The sequence below is a fragment of the Allokutzneria multivorans genome (genome assembly GCF_039537405.1).
Classification (GTDB): Bacteria; Actinomycetota; Actinomycetes; order Mycobacteriales; family Pseudonocardiaceae; genus Allokutzneria; species Allokutzneria multivorans.
Map to the genome: position 1 here is coordinate 103,646 of NZ_BAABAL010000004.1, position 12,134 is coordinate 115,779.

General features: G+C 67.6%; 13 protein-coding genes. 10 read left to right on the top strand and 3 right to left on the bottom strand.

The features are described 5' to 3' along the window. Positions 1 to 16 precede the first annotated feature (16 nt). The 10 genes from ABD798_RS02495 to ABD798_RS02540 all read left to right on the top strand — a co-directional run bounded on the left by ABD798_RS02495 (position 17) and on the right by ABD798_RS02540 (position 8,740). Complete coding sequence (locus tag ABD798_RS02495; protein ID WP_344870806.1) at positions 17 to 979, top strand: terpene synthase family protein; 963 nt, start codon at positions 17 to 19, stop codon at positions 977 to 979. Beyond that, complete coding sequence (locus ABD798_RS02500) at positions 976 to 1,947, top strand: terpene synthase family protein (protein ID WP_344870807.1); 972 nt, start codon at positions 976 to 978, stop codon at positions 1,945 to 1,947. Before ABD798_RS02495 ends, ABD798_RS02500 begins: the two co-directional genes overlap by 4 nt. Next, on the top strand, positions 1,938 to 2,543 hold the full coding sequence (locus tag ABD798_RS02505) for an ABC transporter ATP-binding protein (RefSeq protein WP_344870808.1): 606 nt from the start codon (positions 1,938 to 1,940) through the stop codon (positions 2,541 to 2,543). The genes ABD798_RS02500 and ABD798_RS02505 overlap by 10 nt, the downstream gene beginning before the upstream one ends. Next, entirely contained in the window at positions 2,540 to 3,358 is an 819-nt protein-coding gene (locus ABD798_RS02510; RefSeq protein WP_344870809.1) for an ABC transporter permease, read from the top strand. Before ABD798_RS02505 ends, ABD798_RS02510 begins: the two co-directional genes overlap by 4 nt. A gap of 247 nt (positions 3,359 to 3,605) precedes the next feature. Continuing rightward, a complete protein-coding gene (locus ABD798_RS02515; RefSeq protein WP_344870811.1) occupies positions 3,606 to 5,120 on the top strand; it encodes a cytochrome P450 in 1,515 nt (504 codons plus the stop codon). Continuing rightward, positions 5,107 to 5,874 (top strand): polyprenyl diphosphate synthase, encoded by a 768-nt coding sequence (uppS, locus tag ABD798_RS02520; RefSeq protein WP_344870812.1) that lies wholly within the window; start codon positions 5,107 to 5,109, stop codon positions 5,872 to 5,874. Before ABD798_RS02515 ends, uppS begins: the two co-directional genes overlap by 14 nt. Before the next feature lie 11 nt (positions 5,875 to 5,885). Further along, a complete protein-coding gene (locus ABD798_RS02525; RefSeq protein WP_344870813.1) occupies positions 5,886 to 6,938 on the top strand; it encodes a terpene synthase family protein in 1,053 nt (350 codons plus the stop codon). Positions 6,939 to 7,048: 110 nt separating this feature from the next. Further along, complete coding sequence (locus ABD798_RS02530; RefSeq protein WP_344870814.1) at positions 7,049 to 7,615, top strand: TetR/AcrR family transcriptional regulator; 567 nt, start codon at positions 7,049 to 7,051, stop codon at positions 7,613 to 7,615. Continuing rightward, on the top strand, positions 7,608 to 8,189 hold the full coding sequence (locus tag ABD798_RS02535) for a hypothetical protein (protein ID WP_344870815.1): 582 nt from the start codon (positions 7,608 to 7,610) through the stop codon (positions 8,187 to 8,189). Before ABD798_RS02530 ends, ABD798_RS02535 begins: the two co-directional genes overlap by 8 nt. Positions 8,190 to 8,209: 20 nt before the next feature. Then, entirely contained in the window at positions 8,210 to 8,740 is a 531-nt protein-coding gene (locus tag ABD798_RS02540; protein WP_344871083.1) for an anthrone oxygenase family protein, read from the top strand. On the opposite strand, the gene ABD798_RS02545 is transcribed toward ABD798_RS02540, so the two are convergent. The 3 genes from ABD798_RS02545 to ABD798_RS02555 form a co-directional block, all read right to left on the bottom strand. Next, positions 8,727 to 10,154 carry a hypothetical protein gene (locus ABD798_RS02545; RefSeq protein ID WP_344870816.1) on the bottom strand — a complete coding sequence of 476 codons (1,428 nt, stop codon included), beginning with the start codon at positions 10,152 to 10,154 and terminating at the stop codon, positions 8,727 to 8,729. The two genes, ABD798_RS02540 and ABD798_RS02545, sit on opposite strands and share 14 nt — an antisense overlap. Before the next feature lie 282 nt (positions 10,155 to 10,436). Beyond that, entirely contained in the window at positions 10,437 to 11,261 is an 825-nt protein-coding gene (locus ABD798_RS02550; protein WP_344870817.1) for a lysozyme, read from the bottom strand. 3 nt (positions 11,262 to 11,264) lie between these two features. Next, positions 11,265 to 11,732, bottom strand: a complete 468-nt coding sequence (locus ABD798_RS02555; protein WP_344870818.1) for a hypothetical protein — start codon at positions 11,730 to 11,732, stop codon at positions 11,265 to 11,267. Between the last annotated feature and the right edge of the window lie 402 nt (positions 11,733 to 12,134).

Below are 12,134 nucleotides of genomic sequence, written 5' to 3' on the forward strand. Positions count from 1 at the left end.
TTCAGTGAGGAGCGGAGTGGAACTGGCCTTGCCCTTGCCGAGCGCTCTCTTCGGAGCCGCGTCCGTGCACCCCGACGGCGCGTGGGTGCGCGCGCAGCACGAGCAGTGGTCCGGGCAGCGCCCCGGCGACGTGGTCGAGGCGTGCCTGCACATCGCGCCGCACGTGCCCGCGGAACGGGTGCTGGAGCTGGCGTTGCTGACCACGATGTTCACCGGGGTCGACGACCTCTTCGAACAGGCCGATCCCCACACCGGGCTCGCCGCCTACGTCGCCGTCATCCGCGCGGGCCGCTCGCCGGCCGACGGCAGCCCGAACCTGCTGGAGTTCGGGCGCGTGGTGGAGCGCACGCGACGGGCTTTCGGGCCACAGCTGTACCCCCGGGTCGTCACCGCCTTCGAACAGTGGGCGCTGTGCGTGGCATCCGGGGCCGCCGCGGCCTCCGGCTGGGACGACCTCGACTCCTACCTCCGGTTTCGACGGCAGGACTTCGGTTTCGACGCCATGCGCGTGGCCTCGGAGTACGGCGCCGGTGTCGATCTCACCGACCTGGAGAGCTCGCCGCTGCTCGATGATCTGCACACCGCCTGCTACGAGCACGCGCTCTTCGTCAACGACCTGTTCTCCTACCGCAAGGAAAAGCAGGCCGGAGACGGCAGGAACGCCGTGAGCGTGCTCGTCGCCACCGAGGCCATGACACCCCAGGACGCGATCAACGCGGTGTGCGAGCGGATCACCGCCGCCGAGAACGCGTTCGGCACGCAGGCCCGACTGCTCACCCGGGACGGTCCTGAGCTGCGTGCAGATGTCGTCGAGTACGTGCGCTGGTGGCGACAGGTGCTGGGCGGCAACATCGCCTGGTCCTTGACCACGCCGCGCTACAACGGCGTCCGGCACCCCGCCGCCAGCTCGCTGCCCACCCACATGGTGCTGCACCCCGAACGCACCGAATACCGCTACGCCACAACGGTACCGTCATGAGCGGCGCCCTCCAACGAGCAGTCCCGGCAGTCGGCGTGGAGCTGGCCCTGTGCCTGCCCGAGACACTTTTCGGATCCGCATCCGTGCATCCCCAGGCATCCTGGGTGCGCGCGGAGTACGACGAGTGGATCGGCCGCCCCGGCGCCAGTTCCCGCGCAGCCGTCGAGCAGTGCCTGCACATCCTTCCGCACGCACCAGCGGAACGCGTGCTGGACGTGGCGCTGTTGCTGTCGCTGTTCGGCGGGCTCGACGACCTGCTCGAAGTCGACCCGCACACCGAACTCGCCGCGTACTTCGCGAGCCTGCGCACCGGCCACGCGTCGACTGAGTCGAAGCCGGAGCTGGAGGTCCTCGCACGCGGCATGCGGCGCGCGCGGCACGCCCTCGGGCCCCACCTGTTCGCCCAACTGCTCTTCGGCGTCGAACAGTGGGCGAACAGCATGGCGCCCACGGACTCCGGCTGGGACGACCTCGACTCCTACCTCCAGCTCCGGCGGCCGGACTTCGGCTTCGACGCCATCCGCGTGATGATCGACCACGGCGCGGACGTCGATCTCAGCGAGCTTCGGGCGTCTCCGTTCCTGGAGGAGCTGCTCACCACCTGCTACGAGCACGCGCTGTTCGTCAACGACCTGTTCTCCTACCGCAAGGAAACCCAGGCCGGAGAAGGCAAGAACGCCGTCAGCGTGCTCATCGCCACCCAAGGCATGACACCCCAGGCCGCCGTCGACGTCGTGTGCGAGCGGATCACCAGCGCCGAGCGGAACTTCGCCGCACTGGCCGACCGCGAAGCACACCGCCACACCGCCGAGTACGTGCACTGCTGGCGGCACGTGCTCGCCGGGAACCTGGCCTGGTCCATGACCACGCCGCGCTACAACGGCGTCCAGCACCCCGCCGCCAGCTCGCTGCCCACCCACATGGTGCTGCACCCCGAACGCACCGAATACCGCTACCGATGCGGGTGAGGGACGTGCACCACTCCTACCGCCGACGCGTGGTGCTGCGCGGCATCAGCATCGAACTCCAGCCCGGAGTGCTCGCCGGGATCGTCGGCGAGAACGGCGCGGGCAAGTCCACGCTGCTGAAGATCCTTTCCGGCGAGCTGCGACCCGACCGCGGCACCGTCCACCACGGCGGACGCATCGGGTACTGCCCGCAGGAGGTCGTGCTCAACGACTCCCTCACCGTCCGCCAGCACCTGGAGTTCTTCAAGACCGCCTTCGGCCTCGCGGACCTGCGCCGCGCCGAGGAGATCATGGAGACGCTGAACTTCGCCGCCTACCTCGACGAACGAGCCGGCGTGCTCAGCGGCGGGACCAGGCAAAAGCTGAACCTCACCCTCGCACTCATGCACGACCCGCAGGTCCTGCTGCTGGACGAGCCCTACCAGGGGTTCGACTGGGACACCTACCAGCGGTTCTGGGAGCTCGCCACGAAGCTGCGCGATGCCGGGCGCTCGGTGCTGACCGTCTCCCACCTCGCCCACGACGCCGAGCGCCTCGACGAACTCTGGCAGCTGCGCGAAGGCGTGCTCGACGCGCACACCGGGACATCGGAATGAGACAGCAACTCACCTGGTTCGCCACCGCCACCCGGTGCGCGCTGATCGAGCACGCCCGCAACCGCTTCGCCATGGTCCTGGTCGCCCTGTTCCTCCCCGCGTGGGTCTCCCTCATCCACCTGGCGATCCCGCACGCGCCCGTGCCCTTCCGGCTCGCCGCCACCGGAGAACTGCTCACCCCGCACGGCAACGAGCTCACCCAGATCTCCGGAGCCCTCAACGCCGTCTGCATGATCACCGGCTTCATGATGTTCGCCGCCGCCTTCGCCAGCGGCCGCTTCGACCGCCGCCTCGCCATGGCCGGCTACCCCCGCACCCACCTCGCCCTGGCCAAGCTCGCCGCCCTCGCGCTCATCAGCATCGGCGTCGTCGCCTACGCCACCGCGGCCATCTGGGCCTGGACCCCGCCACGACAACCCCTGCTGGTCGCCACCGCGCTCTTCAGCGCCGCCATGACCTACGGCGCGCTCGGGGTCACCTTCGGCTCCCTGCTCAACAAGGAGGTCGAGGGCATGTTCGCCATCATGATGATCAGCGTCGTCGACATCGTGCTGCAGAACCCCCTCATCAGCTCCGGCGCCGACAGCCCCTTCGTGCCCTACCTCCCCGTCTACGGCGCCGTCCAAGCCGCCACCGCCGGCGCGTTCTCCACCTCCACACCACTGCGCGGCCTCGGCATCCAACTCGCGTGGTTCACCGCTGTCGCCGCGATCGCACTCGTGGCCTTCCACCGACGCACCCGCAACGCCTTGCCCCCGACAGCCACCGCCGAGCTGCCCGGACCACCGCCGCAATCGCGCTCGCGGTCCGGGTGATCGAGAGCACGGCCGTTCGCGCCGGTCGAAACATTGTTCGACCCTCTGAGCCGCGAGGCTTCTCCGTCGAGCGAGCTTTCCGGACAAAAGGGACTCGTTGCCGGCGGCCGGGGTTCTTGCTTCGCCACTAACGATCTCCGCGACCGATAAATGAGGGTGACTCACGTAGGTGGACTCGCTTGTGCGAAGGGGCGATGAAACGCCGTGGGTTTGCTTTGTGCGGAGTCGTTGAGACTACGATGCGGCGATGGGCGCAGCACGGGGCGAACGTTCGAAGATCGGCCGGTCCGCGAAGCCGGACACAGGCCGTGGCATTCCGACAGCGCCCGGCGCGCTGCCTCTCATCGGCCACGCGATCACCTTGTTGCGAGACCCGTGGTCGTTCCTGAAGTCGCTGTCCACGCTGGAAAGTGACCTGGTTCGAGTCCGTCTCGGCCCACTGAGCATGATTGCCATCTGCGATCCCGCCCTGACCCATCACGTGCTGAGCAACGATCGCGTGTTCGACAAGGGCGGTCCGATCTACGACGCCATTCGCGCGATGCTGGGTGACAACATCTTCACCGCTGCTCACGGTGAACATCGGCGGCAACGCCGACTGGTCCAGCCCGCCTTCCACCCCAACCGCATGCCCGGGTACGCCGCCGCGATGACCTCGGAGGTCGAGGCCGTGATCGGCCGGTGGGCCGATGGTGCCGACATTGACGTGACACAGGAGATGCTGCGCGTCACCACCCGGAGCTTCCTCGCGGCGATGTTCTCCGACAGCGTGGAACCGGCCATTCTCGATCAGACGCTCGATGATTTCATGACTATCGCGCGTGGCCTGTACCAACAGATGTTGTGGCAGCCGCTGCCACGGTGGCTTCCCTTGCCCGGCGGTCGTCGCTATCGCAATGCGAGAATGCGACTTCGGCAGACCGTCACCCGCATCATCGCGCAACGTCGGAGCAGCGACCGGAACTACGACGATCTCTTGTCGAGTTTGCTGGCAGCGCGAGACGACGACATGACCACCGGCACGGGCACCCAGTTGAACGACGAAGAAATCTACAACCAGATCGTCGTGTTCTTCATCGCGGGCTCCGAAACCACCGCGGGCGCACTGGCTTGGGCACTGTTGCTGTTGTCGACGCACAAGGAGGTGTTGCGACAGACACAGGCCGAAGTGGACCGGGTGGTAACCGAGGGCACCGCCCACTACGAACACGTGCCCGAGCTGGTCACGACCACTCGTGTGGTGACCGAAGCGATGCGCTTGTACCCGCCGGGCTGGATGTTCACCAGGACCCTGGCCGCGGACACCGAACTCGGTGGTCACCTGCTGCGCAAGGGAACCAATCTCATCTACAGCCCGTACCTGCTCCACCACCTCGACAGCCAGTTCCCTGAGCCGCACCGGTTCGACCCGGGCCGATGGGCGGACAGATCGCCGAAGGACCGTGGCAGCGCCTACCTCCCCTTCGGCGCGGGGCCAAGGGTCTGCCCGGGACAGAGCTTCGCGATGACCGAAGCCGTTCTCGCGCTGGCCACGGTGGTTCGGCGCTGGCAGCCGCACACCCGCGCCGACCAGCCCCTGCGCTCCGTCCTCGCCGTCGCCATGCGCCCGGCCAAGTTCCGGATGCGCGTGAGCGCGCGAGCGATCGCGACGACAACGCCGTCAGGCACACCGACAGCGCCTTCGACCGACGACAACGCCACCACGACCATCACGTCGGGGGACGGTCGCTGCCCCGAAAGAGGCGATCGTGCCCAACCATGACCACGTCGTAGCGGGCGACGTCCCGCGCCATCCCGAAAACGTCTTACCTTTGGTGAACGCCGACCGGCTGCTCCCTGTGCCCCAGCACGTAGCGGTAATCCTGGACGGCAATCGGCGCTGGGCCGAAATGCATGACGCACCGGCTGTGAAGGCATATCGTCTCGGTGCCGCGCGGGTGCGGGAATTGATGATCGCCTGCGACGACGCGCAAATTCCTTTCGTGACGGTGTGGGCCCTGTCCAGGGACAACCTGCGGCGCGGAGCGCCATCGGTACAGGTGATCGCGCAGGCTGTGGCCACCGAACTGGTCGCGATGGCGGAAACGCGACGCTGGCGAATCCGCCTCCTGGGGTCGACGGCCGACCTGCCCGCCGAGGTGGCCCGGATCGTGCGGGAAGTGGAGCGCGGCACCGCGGACTGCGCGGGGGCCGTGTTGAACGTGGCGGTGGCCTACAGCGGCAGAAGCGACATAGCCGCGGCGGCCAGTGCACTGCTCACCGACGCCCGGACCGCGCATCCGGACGCCGCCGAGGTGGAGCAGCGCCTCGCGCGAGGTCTCTCCACCGCCGGACAGCCGGACATCGACCTGCTGATCCGCACCGCGGGCGAACAACGACTGTCCGACTTCATGCTCTGGCAAGCGGCCCACGCCGAGCTGTACTTCACCGAGACCCTGTGGCCCGACTTCGAGAGCAAGCACTTCGAGCTGGCACTGCACTGGTACGGCCAACGGCAGCGCCGTTACGGCGAGTGAGGATCGATCGCATGACCGGCACCGCGAAGTTCTCCCTTCCGGTACTCACCTACCCCTATCCCCGTCGAGTCCACCCGGAGACGGGCGAAGCCGAGCAGCACATGCTCGGCTGGCTTGACGGCCACGGCCTGATCCGCAGCCCGAAAGTCCACGAGGCGTTCCTGCGCACCGGCTTCGCGGGACTGGTCGGGGAGGAGTACGCGGCAGCCGACAGCGCGGGCCTGCGCGTGGTCGCCGACTTCTACGGGTGGATGTTCGTCATGGACGACTTCGTCACCGATACTGCCGCCTTCGGCAAAGACCTCGGCAAGCTCGCCGCGTTCACCGCCTGGATGCGAGAGCTCTGCGACAACCCCACCGATCGCGCTCATCTGGCGATGGGGCAGGCCGCCACCGAGAACATGAGCGGCCCCGCGCGGGACTTCTGCCACCAGATCGCCGCCGCTGCCGCCGACCTCTTCGGAGTTGTCGCAGAACGCGCGACACCAGCGCAGTACACGCGGCTCGTCGCGGAGATGAGCTACTTCTTCCAAGGCATGCAATGGGAAGCCGGACATCACGCGGCCGGAACTCTGCCCACGCCCGACGAGTACGTGATCGGCCGTCGCATGACCAGCGCCACCCCGGCAGGCCTCGCCCTTCAAGACATCGCCGCCGGCTACGAAGTGACAGCCAACGATTACCACCATCCCCGGCTTCGACAGCTGCGGGCAATGACGGCGAACATCAACTCCTGGTGCAACGACATCTTCTCCTACGGCAAGGAGAGCGGTTCTTCTGACGCCACCGTGCTCAATCTCCCCGCCAGCCTCTTCCGGCACCACGGGTACAGCGAGCAAGACGCCATCGACGAAGCCGCCCGCCGCCACAACGACGAGATCGCGAACTACCTCAACGCCGAAGAAGCCGTGGCGAAGGACGCCGGCCCCGAAGTCCTCCGGTTCCTCGAAGCGATGCGCATGATGCAGCGCGGGTTCTACGACTGGGGCCTGATCACTTCTCGGTACAACGTGCGCCACTACTACGCGAACTGCCCGGCTCCGACCACGGCATCACCCCGGTAGGCCTCGCCACCGAGGCGGTCGAGCGACCTCCGCCACGCCTTGTACCCGTGGCTGTTCCTTGACAGCCAAAGCTAAGGGGCTTAGCTTTTTGGGCATGCAAGGTAGCCAAGGTGCCTAGGGCGGGACTGTCGACCCGGGCGGTGGTGAGCGCCGCTCTCGACCTCATCGACGAAGGAGGTGTGGAAGGCCTGACGTTGGCCGCGCTCGCGCAGAAGGTCGGGGTGGCCGCGCCCTCGCTCTACAAGCACGTGGCCGGCCTGGGGGAGTTGCGGACGTTGATCGGGGCGCGGGTGCTCGAGGACATGACCGATCGGTTCACCGCGGCGGTGCTCGGCCGCAGCGGCGACGACGCCGTGATCGCGCTCATGCACGCCTATCGCGACTACGTGCTCGACCACCCGCGCCGGTATGCGGTCATGCCACTGGATCCGTTGCACGAGCCAGCTCTCGCCGACGCCGGCGGGAGGCTCATCGGCGTGGTGCTGGCCGCGTTGCGCGACTACGCGCTCACCGAATCACAGGCAGTTCAAGCCGTCCGGCGGCTTCGCGTGGTGGCGCACGGGTTCGCCTCCCTTGAGGCGAACGGAGGGTTCGGATTGCCCGAGGACCTCGATGAGACCTACGCACAGCTGATCACGGCGGTGCTTCCGAAAAAGGCTGGAGAGCTCGATGTCTAGATGGTTGTTAGTCCTTTCCGGACTGCTGTTCCTGCTGTACCCGGTTCTGCGGCCCTGGCACGACGAGACGACCGTGGACGGAGCCCGCGCGGCGATGGGGTCGACGGCATGGGTGCTCGCGCACCTCGTCGCGATGCTCGGGTTCGTGCTCGTGCCGATCGCCCTGCTCGGTCTGCGGGAGCGGCTCGGGACCACACCGACGATCGTGATGTGGCTCGGCGCCGGGTTGGTGTTGCCGTACTACGGCGCCGAGGACTTCGGGCTGTTCGCGGCGGCAAGCCACGACAGCGACCTGCTCGCGGTGGCGGAAACGCTGCGCTACAACGCCTTCGCGGTCACGCTCTTCGGCATCGGACTGCTGGCGCTCGCGGTGGGCGCGGTGCTGGTGGCGGTGAAGGACCGCAGCGCGGTGTTGTTCGCGGCGGGCTTCGTGCTGTTCCTGCCGCAGTTCTTCACGCCAGCGCCGATGCGGATCGCGCATGGCGTGCTGATGCTGGTCGGACTCCTCTGGTTCGCCTTCAAGAACACGGCCGCCAAGCCGCAGCACGTGCCCGCCACCGGAACCAGCGTCTGAGCGTGGGCACGAGCACGAAGATGACCGAACGCCGACCCGCCGCCCCGGCATCGCGCGCGGTGCTGGTGGCCGCGCTGCTGTTGACCGGGCTGATCGCTGGGCTGTTCTACGCCTACGCCTGCTCGGTGATGCCGGGCCTGGCGCGCAGTGACGACCGGACGTTCGTCGAAGCGATGCGCGGGATCAACATCGCGATCGTCAACCCCGTGTTCATGCTGACCTTCCTCGGCGCACCACTGCTGACGGCCGTCGCGGCGCTCCTCAGCCGGGGAACGCGGTCACTGCCCTGGCTCGTCGCAGGACTCGCGTGCCTGCTGGCGATGGTGGTCATCACCGGAGCAGCGAACATCCCACTCAACAACGCACTGGAAAGCGCCGGTGACGACCACGCGACCGCACGCGCCCGATTCGAGAACGCATGGGTCCTCTGGAACCTCCTGCGCGCCTTGGTGAGCACAGCGGGATTCGGCTGCCTGGCCGCCGCGATGGCGGGCCTGGCCGGGCAGCGGCACAGCTCGTCGCCGGGAGCAGTTGTTGCTACTCGCTGCTGAGGTACTTGGTGAGGATGTGTTCGGCGACCTTGTCGACCAGCTTCGTGCGCTCGGCGTCCCGGGGCACGTCACCGAACATCCCGCGCGGGGTGTTCAACCCGCCGGAGATCACCAACGCCGCCTTGCTCTGCAGCGAACCGCGCAGGGCGATGACGAGCTGCCTGTAGCTGTCGGTGTCCTTGCACAACAGGGCCGGCCGCCCCGCGACGGTGATCGCTTTGCTGCCCGGCTCGGCACACATGGCGGCTCCCGGGGACAGTGGGCGGACAGCGAGGTAGAAGCCGACCGAGAAGTCCTTGTGGCCGCCGACGCAGTGGTTCGTGTCAGCCACCACGACAGGCTCCGCGGTGCCGATCGCGCGGATGCCCTCGGCGAGCAGCGCGCAGGCCGCGTCCACCGCGTCCGGCTGCCCGGCCGCAGTGAGATTGGCCTGGACCCCGAGGTGGGCGGGCATCGCTCTGGCAGCTCGGCAGGTCTGCGGGGTCACTTCAATGAGGACCTGGCACTCCGGGTCGGTCGGCTCGTCGCGGGAGCCGGTGGGGAAGCCCAGTGTCAGCGGGACGCGAGGCGCGGTGGGAGGTGCGCCGGGCAGTGCCGATCGCAGTCTGTTCGCGGTGTCGAGGGCGTTCGGACACGTCGGTGCCGAGGCGAGGACCACAAGGAAACCGAGTTCCGGCCGCGCGCCAGGAACGCTGTCCTGAGCCCAGTTGACGTGGCAGCGACCGTCTCGCTCACCCTGGACGCCCTGCACGCCGTCGAGCTGAGCGGTCGTGAAGCCCTGCTGGCCCTGGAGGAGCGTGACCGGATCACGGCCGAAGCCGGTCGACACGGTGATGGCGTCCTTCTCTCCTGCGGTGGAGCACTCGTCCTCGGTCGAGGCACTGATCTTCCTCGGTGCGGTGCTCACACCCAGGGCGCGCTGCGTCAGCACACAGAGGTCCCATTCGGACAGTCCCTTGCGAGGCTGTCGTACCAACGCGCCCGGGTTCTTCATCGCCTCCGCGACAACGGCCGCCGCCGCGCGTGCCAGGGTGCAGCCGGCGAGCGACGGTTCGTCCGCGGGGGTGCGGATCTGGAGTGCGACGGTCGGGGAGAGCGGCAGGCTGACCCGGCATGTGGATTCCTCGGGGTAGACCTCGACCACCTGGTAGGCGATGAGCCCGCCCACCGTCAACGGCTCCGCGTAGCGTCGTTCCGCATGGTCGAACCCGCTCCGAACCCCGACAAGGACCTGGCTCGCGGGGGTGCTCGCCGTGGCGGCGTCAACCGCGCACAGATGTGGGCTGACCAGGTAGGGCTCGCTGGCTTGGAAGGCGGTCAACGCTGTGTGGTTGATGAGCTTGCACGGATCGAGCTGCGTGCTCGCCCAGATGGCCGCGTCCTCCGGCTGTGCCGCCGCCTTGTCCGGAACCACAGTCGTCTCGGCGCACCCACCGAGACTCAGAGCCACCACCGCAAGGGCCACAAGGCCGCGCCACCCAGTCACACATCCCCCATCCCCGGTCAGGACAGGGATAGCGCCGACCGGGGACACCGGACAAGCCTTTCGCGAGAATTCGACACGTCGTCTTGAGTCGGGCCGATGTCGCCACGAGGCGGCGGTTGCCTGCCACCCCGCGCACCACAGAAGCTGGGTCAGCTCAGGTTCCCGGCTTCGAAACCGATGCGGTGCAACCACTGCAACGCCCTCCCTACGTCAGCCTCGCGCCAGCAGCTGGAGTCGTTGGTAGGAGCCGTTGAATGCGTTCTGGTCGATCGGTTTCTCGGAGTACTGCCAGATCGTGTGCACCGACCACGCGTGCGGCAGCGGACCGACCTCGGTGTTGTAGCGCGCCACCCACAGCGGGTTGGTGCTGCTGAAGTCACCGCCGTTGCCCGTGCACTTCGACCACCAGTTGGTGCTGGTGTAGATCGCCGGGTAGCGGCCCGTGCGCTTGTGGTAGGCGTTGGAGAAGTCCTTGATCCAGGACACCATCGCGGACGGGCTGAGGCCGTAACACGTTGCGCCGTAGGGGTTGTACTCGATGTCCAGGGCGCCGGGCAGGGTCTTGCCGTCCCGGGACCAGCCGCCGCCGTTGTTGACGAAGTAGTTCGCCTGGACGGCGCCGCTGGACTTGTTCGGCAACGCGAAGTGGTACGAGCCGCGGATCATGCCGATGTTGTAGGAACCGTTGTACTGCTGGGCGAAGTACGGGTTCTTGTACCCGGTGCCCTCGGTGGCCTTGACGTAGGCGAACCGCTTGCCCGCGTTCCACTGCGCCGCCCAGTCGACTGCCCGCTGGTGTCCGCTGACGTCGATCCCGGCGACGGACGCCCCGGTGCGAGGATCGATCGGGACCTCCTCGTGGGTGCGTGGCCGTTGCGGCGAAACGCCCTCGTGCTTGGCGATCTGCGACCCCATCGGGGTATCGCCGGCAGCCGCGTCGGCGGCGAGCTCGTGTCCATGGCCGGGTGTGGAGAGCACCGAGGTGAACGTGACCGCGAGCAGCGCCGCGAGGGTCGTTCGGATCGTGCTGTTCATGGGTCACCATGTCCTGGTCGTGAGCGCGAGCGCTTGGCCCGCGACTCGCTGGAGCTGTTCGCTCACGTAGTGGATGCGGGGGCTGTCCGTGGTGGCCCACAGGATGTTTCCCAGGCGCAGCAACGGAACCGCGACGCGTCGAAGCACCGTCTGCGCGTCCCAGCAATGCGCGGCACCGGGCGCCGAGACGGTGAAAACGCGGCTCGCGAGAAGGTCGTGCACGGAGACCTCGACCAGCCGCTGCGCGGTTCGCGTGAGGTTCACCAGGTCCCCGACCGCGGTGGTGTACCGGCACTCGAACAACTCCTCGGCGGCATCGGCGCACGTGCGCAACGCCGACCTGGCCGCGAACAGGCGCTGGGTCAGCGACTCCGGCCCGACAGCGGCGAGCGCGAACTCCGCCTCAGCGATCACGCGGCCAGCCTCTCCGTTCAGGCTCGCCCTGCCACGAATACCTACCGTGCTGCTCATCCGAACCTCCGCCACGGCCGATCTCGACGCTGGTACCAATAGCCACGTTTCTGTCACCCAAGCGCTCGAAAAGACAAATCACTCGAAATGGAGAGAACCGTCCCGTGCTTGCGTCGCCGCACCGAGACGCCTCTCTGTCGTACGAGTGACATGACCAGCGCCAAGGCGTCAGGCAGATGCCCTGATGCGGCCGACGGAGTGAGGGACTGGGCCAGAACGGTCACGCAACGGCTCCGGTCGAGAAGGTTTGAACCGCACAACACGCCGTCAGCCACGCGAGCCGCTTCCACGACCGGTGCAACCCCATTGACTGACGGCGAACTCCTTTGAAGTCAGGAATGGCGGGTATTTCATTGTCGTTCGGCATCCTCCGTGGATGCGATCAGGAATCCCGGTAATGTG

Bases quoted from the DNA above. Each gene is read 5' to 3' on its own strand.
- ABD798_RS02535 (WP_344870815.1), top strand. From the start codon at position 7,608: ATGTCTAGATGGTTGTTAGTCCTTTCCGGACTGCTGTTCCTGCTGTAC.
- ABD798_RS02510 (WP_344870809.1), top strand. From the start codon at position 2,540: ATGAGACAGCAACTCACCTGGTTCGCCACCGCCACCCGGTGCGCGCTG.
- ABD798_RS02525 (WP_344870813.1), top strand. From the start codon at position 5,886: ATGACCGGCACCGCGAAGTTCTCCCTTCCGGTACTCACCTACCCCTAT.
- ABD798_RS02500 (WP_344870807.1), top strand. From the start codon at position 976: ATGAGCGGCGCCCTCCAACGAGCAGTCCCGGCAGTCGGCGTGGAGCTG.
- ABD798_RS02515 (WP_344870811.1), top strand. From the start codon at position 3,606: ATGGGCGCAGCACGGGGCGAACGTTCGAAGATCGGCCGGTCCGCGAAG.
- ABD798_RS02550 (WP_344870817.1), bottom strand. From the start codon at position 11,261: ATGAACAGCACGATCCGAACGACCCTCGCGGCGCTGCTCGCGGTCACG.
- ABD798_RS02540 (WP_344871083.1), top strand. From the start codon at position 8,210: ATGACCGAACGCCGACCCGCCGCCCCGGCATCGCGCGCGGTGCTGGTG.
- ABD798_RS02555 (WP_344870818.1), bottom strand. From the start codon at position 11,732: ATGAGCAGCACGGTAGGTATTCGTGGCAGGGCGAGCCTGAACGGAGAG.
- ABD798_RS02505 (WP_344870808.1), top strand. From the start codon at position 1,938: ATGCGGGTGAGGGACGTGCACCACTCCTACCGCCGACGCGTGGTGCTG.